Annotated in this window: 15 protein-coding genes; 8 read left to right on the plus strand and 7 right to left on the minus strand. The window is 63.8% G+C overall.

Annotated features, from left to right (window positions below):
• Nucleotides 1–63 precede the first annotated feature (63 nt).
• Nucleotides 64–300, minus strand: a complete 237-nt coding sequence (locus LB554_RS04060) for a DUF6894 family protein (RefSeq protein ID WP_224583236.1) — start codon at nt 298–300, stop codon at nt 64–66.
• Between the two features lie 219 nt (nt 301–519).
• Between LB554_RS04060 and LB554_RS04065 the strand changes: the two genes are divergently transcribed.
• The 8 genes from LB554_RS04065 to LB554_RS04100 all read left to right on the plus strand — a co-directional run bounded on the left by LB554_RS04065 (nt 520) and on the right by LB554_RS04100 (nt 9,788).
• On the plus strand, nt 520–1,239 hold the full coding sequence (locus tag LB554_RS04065) for a Crp/Fnr family transcriptional regulator (protein ID WP_140661737.1): 720 nt from the start codon (nt 520–522) through the stop codon (nt 1,237–1,239).
• Between the two features lie 368 nt (nt 1,240–1,607).
• Nucleotides 1,608–1,697: a K(+)-transporting ATPase subunit F gene (kdpF, locus tag LB554_RS04070; RefSeq protein ID WP_015315765.1), complete on the plus strand. Its 90-nt coding sequence runs from the start codon at nt 1,608–1,610 to the stop codon at nt 1,695–1,697.
• Between the two features lie 20 nt (nt 1,698–1,717).
• On the plus strand, nt 1,718–3,421 hold the full coding sequence (gene kdpA, locus LB554_RS04075) for a potassium-transporting ATPase subunit KdpA (RefSeq protein WP_224583237.1): 1,704 nt from the start codon (nt 1,718–1,720) through the stop codon (nt 3,419–3,421).
• A gap of 7 nt (nt 3,422–3,428) precedes the next feature.
• Nucleotides 3,429–3,644, plus strand: coding sequence for a hypothetical protein (locus LB554_RS04080; RefSeq protein WP_015315767.1), 216 nt, complete (start codon nt 3,429–3,431; stop codon nt 3,642–3,644).
• Complete coding sequence (kdpB, locus tag LB554_RS04085; protein ID WP_224583239.1) at nt 3,641–5,734, plus strand: potassium-transporting ATPase subunit KdpB; 2,094 nt, start codon at nt 3,641–3,643, stop codon at nt 5,732–5,734. Before LB554_RS04080 ends, kdpB begins: the two co-directional genes overlap by 4 nt.
• A gap of 11 nt (nt 5,735–5,745) precedes the next feature.
• Nucleotides 5,746–6,309: a potassium-transporting ATPase subunit KdpC gene (kdpC, locus tag LB554_RS04090; protein WP_224583242.1), complete on the plus strand. Its 564-nt coding sequence runs from the start codon at nt 5,746–5,748 to the stop codon at nt 6,307–6,309.
• 57 nt (nt 6,310–6,366) lie between these two features.
• Nucleotides 6,367–9,102: a sensor histidine kinase gene (locus LB554_RS04095; RefSeq protein WP_224583244.1), complete on the plus strand. Its 2,736-nt coding sequence runs from the start codon at nt 6,367–6,369 to the stop codon at nt 9,100–9,102.
• Nucleotides 9,099–9,788, plus strand: coding sequence for a response regulator transcription factor (locus LB554_RS04100; RefSeq protein WP_140713324.1), 690 nt, complete (start codon nt 9,099–9,101; stop codon nt 9,786–9,788). Before LB554_RS04095 ends, LB554_RS04100 begins: the two co-directional genes overlap by 4 nt.
• Nucleotides 9,789–9,812: 24 nt before the next feature.
• On the opposite strand, the gene LB554_RS04105 is transcribed toward LB554_RS04100, so the two are convergent.
• The 6 genes from LB554_RS04105 to LB554_RS04130 all read right to left on the minus strand — a co-directional run bounded on the left by LB554_RS04105 (nt 9,813) and on the right by LB554_RS04130 (nt 14,718).
• Nucleotides 9,813–11,249 (minus strand): MFS transporter, encoded by a 1,437-nt coding sequence (locus LB554_RS04105; protein WP_224583245.1) that lies wholly within the window; start codon nt 11,247–11,249, stop codon nt 9,813–9,815.
• Nucleotides 11,250–11,648: 399 nt separating this feature from the next.
• Nucleotides 11,649–12,131: a DUF992 domain-containing protein gene (locus LB554_RS04110; RefSeq protein ID WP_140618787.1), complete on the minus strand. Its 483-nt coding sequence runs from the start codon at nt 12,129–12,131 to the stop codon at nt 11,649–11,651.
• Nucleotides 12,132–12,222: 91 nt separating this feature from the next.
• Nucleotides 12,223–12,699 (minus strand): DUF992 domain-containing protein, encoded by a 477-nt coding sequence (locus LB554_RS04115; RefSeq protein WP_023770564.1) that lies wholly within the window; start codon nt 12,697–12,699, stop codon nt 12,223–12,225.
• A 208-nt stretch (nt 12,700–12,907) separates the two neighbouring features.
• Nucleotides 12,908–13,750: a tetratricopeptide repeat protein gene (locus LB554_RS04120; protein WP_224583248.1), complete on the minus strand. Its 843-nt coding sequence runs from the start codon at nt 13,748–13,750 to the stop codon at nt 12,908–12,910.
• Between the two features lie 139 nt (nt 13,751–13,889).
• The gene (gene rpsU, locus LB554_RS04125; RefSeq protein ID WP_010911429.1) at nt 13,890–14,156 is read right to left on the minus strand and encodes a 30S ribosomal protein S21; all 267 of its coding nucleotides are present in this window, start codon (nt 14,154–14,156) and stop codon (nt 13,890–13,892) included.
• Between the two features lie 175 nt (nt 14,157–14,331).
• Nucleotides 14,332–14,718, minus strand: a complete 387-nt coding sequence (locus LB554_RS04130) for an SET domain-containing protein (RefSeq protein ID WP_140618786.1) — start codon at nt 14,716–14,718, stop codon at nt 14,332–14,334.
• Between the last annotated feature and the right edge of the window lie 40 nt (nt 14,719–14,758).

Genomic DNA, 14,758 nt, shown 5'->3' on the forward strand with positions numbered 1-14,758 from the left:
CTTGGCCCTCCGAGCCCGGCTTTTCCGTTCCATCTTGCGGAGGGTCCGCAGACCAGGCCGCGGTCAATCGCACCAGTTCGATGAGATGACGAGCGATGCTTCGAAGACATGGCGCCCGCTCTCGTCGCGCACCTTCACGGTGATGGCCGTTCGGTCGTTTTCGATCATCTCGTCGCGAATGATGTCGGGCAGGATGAGGATTGCCTCGCGCCGCAGACGCTCGCGCGTGTCGAACACCTGACCATGGTCATCCACCGTCAGGCCATCGCCATTGTAAAGGTCGAGGAAGTATCTGGGCATGATGCGGCCGGATCCCGAGCTGATGAAATTTCCAAAAGAGACTTGAGCGACAATTCGCGGGCTAAGCCGTTGTTCCATCAGAGATGATCTTCGTTGGCGAATAAGCGCCTTCTAACAAATGTTAATGCCCGCCGGCGCCCGACAACCTAGTGCTTCGGTAGCCGCCTCTTGCTTTCGACAGTTGGCGATCGGCTCTGAGCCCTTTCGCTGGAGATAGCGGTGCTGGAATCCCTGTATCTGAATCTCGCCCAGCACGACGCGCTTTCCGATGCCGAAAAGGCGCTGCTGGCTGAGGCCATGACTTTCGAGCGGCATTTCGCGGTCGGCCAGGATATCGTCGCATCGGGCGCACGGCCCACCTATTCGACCCTGATCCTCGACGGTTTGGCGGCGCGCTACAAGGTGCTCGAGAATGGCGGCCGGCAGTTCACCTCGCTGCAGGTGCCTGGCGATTTCGTCGATCTCCACGCCTTCCTTCTGAAGACGATGGATCACGGCATCGTTGCCATGTCGCCATGTCATGTCATGTTCGCCGATCACAGCCGGCTTCGTGCCATCACCGAGGAAGCGCCGCATCTGACGCGGCTGCTGTGGCTGGACACGCTGGTCGACGGCGCCATCCATCGCGAGTGGATCGTGGCGATGGGCCGCCGCTCCAAGACCTCACACCTGGCCCATCTCCTCTGTGAGCTTTTCGTACGGCTGCAGGTGGTGCAGCGCACCAACGGCATGAGCTTTCACCTGCCGCTCTCACAGGCCGAGCTGGCCGATGTGCTCGGTCTTTCCGTCGTACACATGAACCGCGTCATCGGTGCCTTGCGCAAAGTCGGCGTCGTCAACTGGGCAAATCACACGGTGACAATCCTGGATTGGCACAGGCTCCAGGAAATCGCCGAGTTCGATCCGACCTATCTCAGCCTGACGCGGGAGCCGCGGTAGAGCGTTCCCAGCAAGGCCGCAAAGCGCGGCGGCATATCCTTCCCGGCAATCCGCGTCGACGAGCTGCTCTTCGACGGCGAGCCGCGCCGGAACCTTTATAGAATTCCTATTTCTTTCCCATCCGCCCCGTCTCGAACCTTTATGGCGATCGGGTCATATTCACGTCGAGCAAAAGCCGTCGGACGCCGCCCAGTGCGGCGCGCCGTCTCACGGTATTGCCGACCTGTCTTTGGCGGGCGAACAGTAGAAACTGGAAGCAAGGAAAAGCACAATGGACATTATTGTTCTTGGGATCGGGGTTTTGTTCTTCGGCCTGTCCATCGTCTACGTCAAAGCTTGCGACAGAATTTAAGCTGAAGGATCGAACCATGCTTGTCGATTACATCCTCGGCGGTGGCGTGACCCTGTTCCTGCTCGCCTACCTCACCTACGCGCTCATTCGTCCAGAACGCTTCTGAAGGTACGGAAAGCCACAGCCATGACACTGAACGGATGGATACAGATACTCCTCTATTGCGGGATCCTCGTTTTGCTGGTGAAGCCGCTTGGCTTCTACATGCACCGCGTCTTCAATGGCGATCGCACGCCGCTTTCACCGGTCCTCGGCCCGCTCGAGCGCGGGCTCTACCGCATTTGCGGAACCAGCGAGCGCGAGGAGCAGCACTGGACCACCTATGCGGTGGCTCTCCTGCTGTTCAACCTGGCGGGCTTCCTGGTGCTCTATGTCCTACAACGCCTGCAAGGCAGTCTGCCCTACAATCCGGCCGGCATGAGCGCGGTCGACCCAGCGCTCGCCTTCAACACCGCCGCCAGCTTCATGACCAACACCAACTGGCAGAACTACGGCGGTGAAAGCACGATGTCCTACCTCGTGCAGATGGCCGGGCTGACGGTCCAGAATTTCGTTTCGGCCGCCACCGGCATCGCCATTGCAATCGCGCTGGTCCGCGGCTTCGCCCGCGCTTCCGGAAGATCGATCGGCAATTTCTGGGTCGATATGACGCGCGCCACGCTCTATGTGCTCTTGCCGCTCTGCGTCGTGCTCACCCTAATCTATGTCTGGCTCGGCATGCCGCAGACGTTGGGGCCTTACGTGGACGCCACGACGCTTGAGGGCGTCAAGCAGACTATCGCGCTGGGGCCGGTGGCCTCGCAGGTCGCCATCAAGATGCTCGGCACCAATGGCGGCGGTTTCTTCAATGCCAACGCGGCACATCCATTCGAGAATCCCGACGCCGTCTCCAACCTGATCCAGATGCTGTCGATCTTCGTCGTCGGCGCCGCATTGACCAACGTCTTCGGCCGCATGGTCGGCAATCAGCGCCAGGGCTGGGCGATCCTCGCCTCCATGGGCGTGCTGTTCATCGTTGGCGTCGCTGTCTGCTATTGGGCGGAAGCCGCGGGCAATCCGCTGGTGCATGCGCTGGGCATCGACGGCGGCAACATGGAAGGCAAGGAGATCCGCTTCGGCATCGCGCTCTCGGCTTTGTTCGCCGTCATCACGACGGCCGCTTCCTGCGGCGCGGTCAACGCCATGCACGATAGCTTCACCGCGCTCGGCGGCATGATTCCGCTCATCAACATGCAACTCGGCGAGGTCATCGTCGGCGGCGTCGGCGCCGGCTTCTACGGCATGCTGATGTTCATCCTGATCGCCGTCTTCGTTGCCGGCCTGATGGTCGGCCGCACGCCCGAATATCTCGGCAAGAAGATCGAGGCGAAGGAGGTCAAGATGGCGATGCTGGCGATCCTATGCCTGCCGCTGGCGATGCTGATCTTCACGGCGATCGCGGTGGTGTTGCCGAGCGCGGTGGCGTCGATCGCCAATGGCGGGCCGCACGGCTTCTCCGAGATTCTCTACGCCTACACCTCGGCGGCGGCCAACAACGGTTCGGCTTTCGGCGGCCTCAGCGGCAACACGCCCTGGTACAACATCACGCTCGGCATCGGTATGCTGATGGGCCGCTTCCTGGTCATCATCCCGGCGCTCGCCATCGCCGGCGCGCTGGCGGCGAAGAAGACCGTCCCCGCCTCAGCCGGCACCTTCCCGACCGACGGTCCGCTGTTCGTCGTGCTGCTGGTCGGCGTCATCGTCATCGTCGGCGGCCTGACCTTCTTCCCGGCGCTCGCCGTCGGACCTGTCGTCGAGCACCTGGCGATGATCCATGGACAGACATTCTGAGGCAGACATGTCCTGGTTCAGCAACAAGCGCCGCAATATCAGGCATCGGGCCGATCCGGGGAAGGAGGGGCTGCCGCCTCCCTTCCCGACCATGTCGACGTTTCTTGGGCTTGCCGCCGCCATGATCGCGCTTTGGCTGCTGGCCTACGGGCTTCCTCATCTTTTTTCGGCATCCGACCAATCGCCGCCGCACACCAACACTGAAGCCGGAGCTTCAAAATGAGTCAGTCAAAGTCAGCCAGCATCATGGATGCCGGCATCCTGTGGCCCGCCATCGGCGGCGCCTTCCGCAAACTCGATCCGCGCACGCTGGCCCGCAACCCGGTGATGTTCGTCGTCGCCGTCGTCTCGGCGCTGACATCGGTGCTGTTCGTCAAGGACCTCGTCACCGGCGGCGGTGATTTGCTGTTCACGCTGCAGATCATCATCTGGCTGTGGTTCACCGTGTTGTTCGCCAATTTCGCCGAAGCCGTCGCCGAAGGGCGCGGCAAGGCGCAGGCGGATTCGCTGCGCAAGGCTCGCACCGAAACCCAGGCTAAGCTTTTGACCGGCGTGGACCGCACCAGGTTCAAGCTGGTACCCGGCACCAGCCTGAAGGTCGGCGATATCGTTCTCGTCGAAGCCGGCGACATCATCCCGTCCGATGGCGAGGTGGTGGAAGGCGTCGCCTCGGTCAACGAGGCGGCGATAACGGGCGAATCCGCGCCGGTGATCCGCGAATCCGGCGGCGACCGATCGGCCGTCACCGGCGGCACGCAGGTGCTGTCGGACTGGATCCGCGTGCGCATCACCGCCGCCGCGGGCCACACATTCCTCGACCGCATGATCTCGCTGGTCGAAGGCGCCGAGCGCCAGAAGACGCCCAACGAGATCGCGCTCAACATCCTGCTCGTCGGCATGACGCTGATCTTCGTGCTGGCCACAGCGACCATCCCGAGCTTTGCCCACTACTCGGGTGGCTATATTTCGGTGACCGTGCTCGTCGCGCTGTTCGTGACGCTTATCCCGACCACGATCGGCGCGCTGCTGTCGGCCATCGGCATTGCCGGCATGGACCGGCTGGTGCGCTTCAATGTGCTGGCCATGTCGGGTCGCGCCGTCGAAGCCGCCGGCGACGTCGACACGCTGCTCCTCGACAAGACCGGCACCATCACGCTCGGCAATCGCCAGGCGACGGAATTCCGCCCGGTCAAGGGCGTCAGCGAGCAGGAACTGGCGGACGCGGCACAGCTTGCCTCGCTCGCCGACGAGACGCCGGAAGGCCGCTCGATCGTGGTGCTGGCCAAGGAGAAGTATGCCATCCGTGCCCGCGACATGGCGACATTGCATGCTGCTTTCGTGCCCTTCACCGCGCAGACCCGCATGAGCGGCGTCGACATCGACGGTTCGTCGGTACGCAAGGGCGCGGTCGATTCCGTGCTCGCCCATGTCAGCCAGGCGACATCGGCCAGCTGCGCGACGCGCCCGAACAGCGACACGATCAGGGATTTGCAGGCGATCGCCGACGACGTCGCGAAATCCGGCGGCACGCCGCTGGCGGTCGAGCGGGGCGGGCGCCTGCTGGGTATCGTGCACCTCAAGGACATCGTCAAAGGCGGCATCCGCGAGCGTTTCGCCGAGCTGCGCAAGATGGGCATCCGCACGGTCATGATCACCGGCGACAACCCGATGACGGCAGCCGCCATTGCGGCCGAAGCCGGCGTCGACGACTTCCTTGCCCAGGCGACACCGGAGGACAAGCTGAAGCTGATCCGCGACGAGCAGGCCAAGGGCAAGCTGGTCGCCATGTGCGGCGACGGCACCAATGATGCGCCAGCCCTTGCGCAGGCCGATGTCGGCGTCGCCATGAACACCGGCACGGTCGCTGCTCGCGAGGCCGGCAATATGGTCGACCTCGACAGCGATCCGACCAAGCTCATCGAGATCGTCGAAATCGGCAAGGCGCTGTTGATGACCCGCGGTTCGCTGACCACCTTCTCGATCGCCAATGACGTGGCCAAGTATTTCGCCATCATCCCGGCCATGTTCGCCGTCTTCTACGTCGCGCCCGGCCAGACCACAGCTCCGCTGCAAGCGCTCAACATCATGCATCTGGCGACACCGCAGAGCGCCATCCTGTCGGCCATCATCTTCAACGCGCTGATCATCATCGCGCTGATCCCGCTGTCGCTGCGCGGTGTGAAGTACCGGGCGATCGGCGCGGGTGCGCTGCTCAGCCGCAACCTTCTCGTCTACGGTCTCGGCGGCATCGTCGTGCCGTTCGTCGGCATCAAGACAATCGACATGGCCGTCACCGCCCTTGGCCTTGCATAAGGATCATTCCGATGCTCAAGCAGATCAGACCCGCGATCATCATGATCGTTTTCTTCACCGTGCTGACCGGGCTCGTCTATCCCATCGGCATGACCGGCATCGCCCAGGCGCTGTTCCCGCGCCAGGCCAATGGCAGCCTGATCGAGAGGGACGGCAAGGTGATCGGCTCCGAACTGATCGGCCAGGCCTTCGCCAGCGACACGTATTTCCACGGACGGCCGTCGGCCGCCGGCAACGGCTACGATGCCAGCGCCTCCGGCGGCTCCAACCTTGGCCCGACCAACCCGAAGCTGATCGAACGCATAAAGGGCGATGCGGAAAAGCTGAAGTCTGAGAACCCGGACCAGCCGGTGCCGATGGACCTGGTGACGACGTCCGGCAGCGGCCTTGATCCGCAGATCAGTCCGGAGGCCGCTTATTTCCAGGTTCCGCGCGTGGCCAAGGCAAGGCGCATCGACGAGGCCAAGGTCAAGGCGCTCGTCGACAGCCAGGTCGAGGACCGGGAATTGGGCGTGCTCGGCGAGCCGGCGGTTAATGTGCTGGCCCTCAACCTGGCGCTGGATGCCGCGAAATAGGTGATGTCCGGCGCCGGGGATCGACACGGTCCCCGGCGCCATTCATGATCGGACCCGATGCCGGACGACAGAAGCAACGTCGAAAACAGACCATCTCCCGACGCGCTGCTAGAGCATGCCGAGCGGGAAGGGCGCGGCCGTCTGCGCATATTCCTGGGCGCGGCACCCGGTGTCGGCAAGACTTACGAGATGCTGATGTCTGGTCGCGCCAGGCTGGCCGACGGTGCCGACGCGGTGATCGGCGTGGTCGAGACGCATGGCCGCAAGGAAACACAGGCCCTGGTCGAGGGGTATGAAGTCATTGCCCGCCGCAGGGTCGACTACAAGGGGCGCGTCCTCGACGAGATGGATATCGATGCCATCCTTGCCCGGCGTCCGGCGCTGGTCCTGGTCGACGAACTCGCCCACACCAACGCGCCCGGCAGCCGCCACCCCAAGCGCTATCTCGATGTCCAGGAAATCCTGGCGCGGGGCATAGACGTCTATACGACGCTGAACATCCAACATGTCGAAAGCCTGAACGACGTCGTCGCCCAGATTACCCGGGTCAGGGTGCGCGAGACGGTTCCAGACTCCATCATCGACCAGGCGGATGATGTCGAGATCATCGATCTGACGCCCGACGACCTGATCAAGCGGCTGGAGGAGGGCAAGGTCTATTTCCCCAATACCGCGCAGCGTGCCGTCGAGAACTATTTTTCGCCGGGCAATCTGACGGCGTTGCGGGAACTGGCGCTGCGCCGAACCGCCCAGCGCGTCGACGAGCAACTGCTCAACCACATGCAGTCCCACGCCATCCAGGGTCCGTGGGCGGCGGGGGAGCGAGTTCTTGTCTGCGTCGATGCACGTCCGGGCGGGGCAGCCCGCATTCGCTACGCACGCAGGCTGGCCGACAGGCTTCGTGCACCCTGGACGGCGCTTCATGTCGACACGCCTCGCTCCGCCGGCATGTCCGAGGATGACAAGGACAGGCTCGCCACACTGCTGCGCCTTGCCGAGCAGCTCGGTGCCGAGGTGACGACCATCCCGGGCCAGAGCGTCGCGCAGGACATCGTTCGCCATGCGATGGCCAACAATTTCACCCACATCGTGGTCGGCAGGCCGACCCGGTCGCGCTGGCGCGAACTGATCGAAGGGTCGCTCACCTATGATCTGATCCGCAATGCCGGCGACATCAGCGTCCATGTCATCTCCGGAACGGAGCGGGACACCGAAACGTCTTCCAGGAGAGTGAACGCGGCAGCCGAGGAAAGGCATTTCCAGGCCAAGCCGTATTTGCTCGCCACGGCTTACGTTGCCGGATCATTGGCCGTCAGCACCGTTCTCGACCAGTTCCTCGACGTTCGCAATCTGGCGATCGTCTTCCTGCTCTCCGTGCTGACGTCGGCGGTGGCTGGTGGTCTCTGGCCGGCGCTTTACGCCTGTTTCCTCAGTGTCCTTGCCTTCAACTATTTTTTCCTCGAGCCACGCTACACGCTGACGATCCGCGATCCCGAAAGCATCGTCGCGATTGCCGTCTTCGTCGCCGTTGCCGTCATTGCCAGCAACCTGACGGCGCGCGTGCAGCGTCAGGCTGCCGCCGCCCGCTCGCGGGCGCGGGCAACCGAGGACATCTATCTGTTTTCCAAGAAGCTCGCAGGCGCCGGCACGCTCGACGACGTGCTCTGGGCCACCGCCTTCCAGATCGCCTCGATGCTGAAGCTGCGCGTGGTGCTGCTGCTGCCGGAAGACGGCACGATCACCGTCAAGGCAGGCTATCCGCCCGACGACACGCTGGCCGAGGCCGACATTGCCGCCGCACGCTGGGCCTGGGAACACAACCGTGCCGCCGGACGCGGCGCCGACACGCTTCCTGGCGCCAAGCGCCTCTATCTTCCCTTGCGCACGGGACGCACCGCAATCGGCGTCGTCGGCCTCGACAATGACAAGCAGGGCCCGCTTCTGACGCCCGAGCAGCAGCGGCTGCTCGACGCGCTGGCCGATCAGGCGGCGGTGGCGATCGAACGCATCCAGCTCGTCGCCGATGTCGACCGCGCCAAGCTCGCGGCAGAAGCCGACCGGCTGCGCTCGGCGCTGCTGACCTCGATTTCGCATGACCTGAAAACGCCGCTCGCCGCCATCATGGGCGCGGCCGGCACGCTCAAGGAATTCGCGCCCGACCTCCCCGAGCAGGACAGGGCGGAGCTGCTGTCGACCGTGATCGACGAATCGGAGCGGCTGAACCGCTTCATCGCCAACCTGCTCGACATGACCAAGATCGAATCCGGGGCGATGGAGCCGAACTACGCCCTCCATTATGTCGGCGATATCGTCGGCACGGCGCTCGACCGTGCCCGCAAGATCACCAGCGAGCACAAGATCGAGGTCGATATTCCGCCCAACTTGCCGATGCTGCGGCTCGATCCCGTGCTGTTCGAACAGGTCCTGTTCAACCTTCTCGACAATGCCTCGAAATATTCGCCGCCCGGCTCGACGATCCGCGTCCAGGCCTGGGCGGACAATGGCTCCGTCATCGTGCGGATCATGGACGAGGGACCGGGCATTCCGGCGCAGGACCTGGAACGCGTCTTCGATACCTTCTACCGGGTGCGCAAGGGCGATCAGGTGCGCGCCGGCACCGGGCTCGGCCTGTCGATCTGCCGTGGCTTCGTCGAGGCGATGGGCGGCACGATCGCGGCCGCCAACCGGACCGACCGCCCCGGTGGCGCCTTCACCGTCACGATGCCGGTGCCGGCGCAAGCGCGCGATATCGGCAACCGCGGCGACGAGCCCGGCATGGATCAGCCTCGATGACCAATTCGAATGTCAGGATACTGGTCGTCGACGACGAGCCGCCGATCCGCAAGCTGCTGCGGGTCGGCCTTGGCAGCCAGGGTTACGCGGTCAGCGAGGCGCCGAACGCCAAGGCGGCGATCGAGCTGATGGAACAGGAGACGCCGGATCTCGTGCTGCTCGATCTCGGCCTGCCCGGCATGGGGGGCCATGAACTCCTGCGCAAATGGCGGGAGGAGGGCGTCGACGTTCCCGTCGTCATCCTCTCCAGCCGTACCGACGAGGCCGGCATCGTCAGCGCGCTCGAACTCGGCGCCGACGACTATGTCACCAAGCCGTTCGGCATGAACGAACTGGTGGCACGCATCCGGGTGGCGCTGCGCCACAAGTTCCAGCAACAGGGTGAGAAGCCGATATTCCAGAGCGGTGACCTCAGCGTCGATCTTGTCAAGCGCGTCGTCAAGGTCGAGGACAGGGAGGTAAAGCTCTCGCCGAAAGAGTACGACATACTGCGCATCCTTGTGCAGCATGCCGGCAAGGTGCTGACCCACCACTTCATCCTGAAGCAGATCTGGGACGATTCGACAGACGTGCAGTACCTCAGGGTCTATGTCCGTCAGCTCAGGCAGAAGATCGAAAAAACCCCCGACCAGCCGCGCTACATCACCACCGAGACCGGTGTCGGCTATCGCCTGCGTGTCGAGTGAAATAGCCTGTCCGATAAACCTGCGTCAGCCGATGGCCTCCAGAGGCCGATTTGCCGCCGCCGATATCCGCAAGGCGGCGAGACAGCCCAGAATGCCGAGTGGCACGAAGGCAAGGAACAGCCAGCTCGCGACATTGGCCGCCGCGTCGTGATTCAGGCCTTGCGAAAAGCCGCTGGCATTGGCGACGATGCCGGCAATGGCGGCGCCCACGGCATAGCCGATGCGCTGCATGGTCGGCACCGCCGCCGAGGCGATGGTCTGCTCGTCGTCCGGTGCGGAGGCGACGATGACGCGGGTCAGGAACGGCCAGGCAATGCCGAAGCCGCCGCCCTGCAGCAGGGCGCAGACCAGGATCAGCGGGATCGAGCCCAGCGGTATCGTGTAGGCGAAGCCGGCGATGCCCGCCGCGATCATCAGCGCGCCGCAGACGATGATCAGCCTTTCGCGTCGCGGCGGCGCGTTGGCGACGAGGATCGACAGGATCGACCAGGCGATCGATTCGGCGGCGATGATGTAGCCGGTGGTCAGCAGCGGAATGTCGTGCAGGCTGGTCAAGAGCAGCGGCCCGTAGACGCCGAAGGAGCAGGTCGCGATGGAAAAGGCGGCGACCATCGTCATGCCGGCGCCGACCGGCGTGCGCCAGGAGAACAGCCGCGCCGGGAACAGCCTGGAGCGCGGCTTCAGCGCGTCGACGTAGAAAAACAGCGCGAGGCCCGTCAGGCCCAACACGATCAGCAGCGAGGAACGTAACAGGGCGATGTCGACGCCGGCCGAGGCGATCAGCACCACGGCGACGGCAAGACAACCAAGCGCCACGAAAGGGAAGGGCGGCGCCTTGCCGGCACTCGTGCTGGGTTTCTTCGCCTCCGGCGTGTTGAGTACGAGGAAGCTTGCCAGCGCCATGGCGGCGCCGCCGAGTGTGAAGACGCCGAAGGCCCAGCGCCAGGACAGCACTTCGGTCATAACAGCGCCGAGCAACGGTCCGCTGAACGCGGCGACGCCCCAGATAGCCGACATGATGCCGAAAAGCTGCGGCCAGATGGCACGCGAAAACAGCCGCTCCACAGAGACGAAGGCCAGCGACACCAGCGCGCCGCCACCGAGGCCCTCGATCAAGCGGCCGGCAAGGAACAATTGCATCGAGGGCGAGGTGGCGCAGATCAGCGCCCCGGCGGCATAAAGCAGGGCCGCGACCACCATGTTGGTGCGCAGCGGAACATAACTCACCAGGCGTCCGGCGGCGGCACCGGCGACGATGGCGCCGAGTTCGTAGATCGCCAGGGACCAGCCGACGAGCTGTACGCCGGCCAGTTCGCCGACCATGGCCGGCATGACCGTCGCCACCATCGTCTCATTGGTGGCGTGCAGCAGGATGCCGAGGCTGATGAAGCAGAAGCGGGCGAGGTCGCCGCTTGCCCACAATGCGCGCCAGTCTACCTTGTTGCTGGTGATTTCAGTCATGTTCACCCCTGCCTTTGCCTATCTCGCTTGTAGCGCATGGTGCCAGAGGCCAGTGCGGGCTTCCGGCAGGACCATAAGGATCGACAGCGCCGTATCCAGGCGCTGCCTACCCAAGGGCAGGCTTCTAAAACCTCAAGCATGGTTGAGTTCAAGCGGCGTTTTTGCAGACGTTCGCGAAGCCTCTCAATTTCGTCATCCACGGGCGAAGCAGCCGCGTAGCGGCGTCGCGAAGACCCGAGGATCCATGCCGCGACCTGGCTGAGGGGTGCAGCGGTGCTGAGTCCTGCGCTGCAGCGCTTCGGAGCCCCGGCATGGATCCTCGGGTCTGCGCCGCGTCGCTGCGCTCCTAGCTCCGCCCGTGGATGACGAATCGCCGCGGAAGCCGCCCTCATGGCCCAGTCAATTTTCGGTGCTGCGCAACTGGAACTGGCTGACGCCGATGGCGAGATTGATGCCGGTCTGCGTCTGCAGGCTGAGCGGCTGCAGGGTAAAGGCCTGCGAGGAGCCGCCGACCAGGAGATTGGCGCCGGCGCCGACCGCGGCGGTCACTTCGGCGCTGGCGCCGATATAGTCACCGGCCAATGCACCCGGCGCGTAAATGTTCTTCAGCGGCGTCAGCACCAGCCAGCGCATCACCGCCTGCTTGGTCGTGCCGATGTCGAGGCCGTATTTGTTGACGGCGCCGAAATAGGCTTCCGGCGCGAAGCTCCTGTCGGCCGGGGTGAAGGTGCAGCTCAAATCCTTGCTCGAGCCGAAGATGAAGCCGGTGCCGCCTGAAATGGCGCATTCAAGCGCACCGAGTTCGATACCCTGGTCCTGCGCTCGTGCGGCGCCCGCAAGCATGATCGTGGTCGCGGCAGCGGCGATGGCTGTCCTGAACATGGCGGTCCCCTCAAAATCAAACGGCGCGGAACCATACTATCTGGTTCCGCGCCGCAGGGTGAGGGGTCGTGGAGCGCGTGGCTCCGTGCAATCACTTGAGCGAGTGGATCAGCTCCAGCGAGGTGACGGCGACCGCCAGGTTGACGCCGGTCTGCGCCTGGACGCTGAGTGGCTCCAGCATGAAGGCGCTGTCGAAGCCACCGACCAGCAAGTTGGCGCCGCCACCGGTGACGACGCTCGCCTCGGCGTTGACGCCGTAGTAGCTGCCGGCAAGGTCGCCCGCGTCACGGTCGCGGGTCGCGGCAAACACCGCCCAGACCAACTGGCCCTGGTGCGTCTTGCCGAGATCGACGCCGAGTTTCGAGATGACGCCGGTGTAAATTTCAGACGGCCCGTGATGATAGGGCCGGAACACACAGGACACGCCCTTGTTGGAGGTCACGAGATAGCCGGTGCCGCCATCGATGGTGCAGTCGAGCGTGCCGAGCTGCAACCTGCCGGCGCTGGCCGGGGCGGCAGCGAACATAGTCGTTGCAAGGGCGGCGGCGCAGACGAGTTTCTTGATCATGGGAGGGTCCTTTCGCAATCAGTCTTCAGTAACGTCTCGAGCGCCGCGACCGTTCCGCCGAAAACTTGGCGCGAACAAGGCGAGGGTTAACGGCTTGTCGCGGGGGTTAATACAGGGTTGCCGGATTGGCGGCGATCTTCAACGCCGCGTGTCCTTTCGGATACGCACGATGCAGTGCGCACCTTGCCGTGGGCCTGATGAGCCGACGTCAGCTGACGCGGGCGAGGCCATCCTTGGCCGGCTGGTAGCTGGGGTTGAGGCGCACAGCCTCGCGATAGGCCTTCGCCGCCTTTGCCTTGTCGCCGCGCCGTTCGTAGATCAGCGCCTGGTTGGCCCAGGCCTCGGCGTTCTGGCCGTCGAGCTTGATGGCCATGTTGAAATCGGAGAAGGCGTTATCCTCGTCGCCGGTCGCCAGATAGGAGAGGCCACGGCCGTTGTAGGGTTCGGCGGCGTCGGGGGCCAGCGAGATGGCGGTCGAGAAATCCTCAATGGCGAATTTGTGCTGGCCCTGGCTCTGATAGATCAGGCCGCGATTGTGATAGGCGCGGGCGTCCGTCGTGTCGAGCTGGATCGCCTTCTGGAAGTCGTTGAAGGCATCCTGGGTGCGGCCCGCCTTACGGTAGAGATTGCCGCGGCCGATATAGGCGGCGTCATAATTGCCGTTGATCTGGATCGAGCGATTGTAGTCGGCAAGGGCTGCTTCCTGGTTGCCGAGGAAACGCTGGATGAGGGCCCGGTTCGAATAGGCCTGGTAGAAATTCGGATTGAGCAGGATGGCCTGGTTGAAATCCTTGAGCGCCGCCTGGTACTGGCCGCCGCGGCCATAGGCCGAGCCGCGGACATTATAGCCTTCCGGATCCTGGGGATTGCGCTGGATGACCGCCGACAGCGAGGAGATGTTCTCGCTCGACCCTTGCGCCTTGTCGATGTTGTTGAATTCACCGGCCGGCCCCGATGTCTGGCAGCCGGCAAGCATCAGTCCGGAAAGCAGGGCCGCTGTCAGGGCGAAACCACGCAATGCGGTCCCGCGCTCCACGCTTGTTGCGTTCATGTCTGCCCTGTCCTCACTTGCGCCGTCGTTCAGGTCCGGTTCCCCCTCCGGGCCGGGTCACATCAAAATAAAAGGGTGGCGGCGATTCCGCATCGCGCCACCCTGGTATCCTTCGAAAAGGACGAAATATTGGCGATAATCAGCGCGGCGGACGCGCTGCACCGGCGGCACCGCCAGCAGCGACCGGACGCGGGGTCATCGGCAGCAGGCCTTCGCGCTGTGCGCGCTTGCGGGCCAGCTTGCGGGCGCGGCGAACGGCTTCGGCCTTTTCACGGGCGCGCTTCTCGGAAGGCTTCTCGTAGTGGCCGCGCATCTTCATTTCGCGGAAAATGCCTTCGCGCTGCATCTTCTTCTTCAGCGCGCGAAGCGCCTGATCAACGTTATTGTCGCGGACGAGTACCTGCACGGGCAATCCTGTCTTTCGGGTTTGATATCAATAGGCAAGCAGCCATAGCCGCAAGCCTCCGCGGCGCTCGACACCACGAATTGTGGCGGCTGATAGCAGAATCAAGCCTCGCTGTCCACAGTCGAAATGAGAGACGACAGCCAAATTGCCACGTCGCCTGGAGATAGTGTGCCCGTTACGCCGTCGCCAAGTGCAGCCGCTCGAAATCCTCGAAGAACTCACCGTAGTCGCAGGTGATCTCCTCGCCGATGGCGATATCCCGGGTCGCGGTCGCACCGCCATATTGCGAAAAGTCGGTGTTCGGGGTCGCCGAATGGTTCATGAAGCGGCCATTGTCGACCTCGTAGACCATGAAACCGGGCTTGTCCGGGCTCGGATAGGCATAGCGGTCGAGCAATTCCTTCAGGGGCTGGGGTGCGGCCTCATATTTGTCCATCGGAATCAGCCGGTCGAAATCCGGATCCAGGCGCCAGATCGAGGCGCCCTTCCGGATTGGTTCGGCGGCGAACATGCCGACGCCTTCGATCGCGCTCTGGGCGACATAGGTTCGGACCAGCATCATGGTTTCACAACCCGTCTTGGCAAGAAGACCCGTTTCGACA

Origin of the sequence: Mesorhizobium sp. CO1-1-11, assembly GCF_020164995.1 — a bacterium.
GTDB classification, from domain to species: domain Bacteria; phylum Pseudomonadota; class Alphaproteobacteria; order Rhizobiales; family Rhizobiaceae; genus Mesorhizobium; species Mesorhizobium australicum.

Bases quoted from the DNA above. Each gene is read 5' to 3' on its own strand.
- kdpF (WP_015315765.1), top strand. From the start codon at position 1,608: ATGCTTGTCGATTACATCCTCGGCGGTGGCGTGACCCTGTTCCTGCTC.
- kdpA (WP_224583237.1), top strand. From the start codon at position 1,718: ATGACACTGAACGGATGGATACAGATACTCCTCTATTGCGGGATCCTC.
- LB554_RS04060 (WP_224583236.1), bottom strand. From the start codon at position 300: ATGCCCAGATACTTCCTCGACCTTTACAATGGCGATGGCCTGACGGTG.
- LB554_RS04080 (WP_015315767.1), top strand. From the start codon at position 3,429: ATGTCCTGGTTCAGCAACAAGCGCCGCAATATCAGGCATCGGGCCGAT.
- LB554_RS04105 (WP_224583245.1), bottom strand. From the start codon at position 11,249: ATGACTGAAATCACCAGCAACAAGGTAGACTGGCGCGCATTGTGGGCA.
- kdpC (WP_224583242.1), top strand. From the start codon at position 5,746: ATGCTCAAGCAGATCAGACCCGCGATCATCATGATCGTTTTCTTCACC.
- kdpB (WP_224583239.1), top strand. From the start codon at position 3,641: ATGAGTCAGTCAAAGTCAGCCAGCATCATGGATGCCGGCATCCTGTGG.
- LB554_RS04130 (WP_140618786.1), bottom strand. From the start codon at position 14,718: ATGATGCTGGTCCGAACCTATGTCGCCCAGAGCGCGATCGAAGGCGTC.
- LB554_RS04095 (WP_224583244.1), top strand. From the start codon at position 6,367: ATGCCGGACGACAGAAGCAACGTCGAAAACAGACCATCTCCCGACGCG.
- LB554_RS04100 (WP_140713324.1), top strand. From the start codon at position 9,099: ATGACCAATTCGAATGTCAGGATACTGGTCGTCGACGACGAGCCGCCG.
- LB554_RS04110 (WP_140618787.1), bottom strand. From the start codon at position 12,131: ATGTTCAGGACAGCCATCGCCGCTGCCGCGACCACGATCATGCTTGCG.
- LB554_RS04115 (WP_023770564.1), bottom strand. From the start codon at position 12,699: ATGATCAAGAAACTCGTCTGCGCCGCCGCCCTTGCAACGACTATGTTC.
- LB554_RS04120 (WP_224583248.1), bottom strand. From the start codon at position 13,750: ATGAACGCAACAAGCGTGGAGCGCGGGACCGCATTGCGTGGTTTCGCC.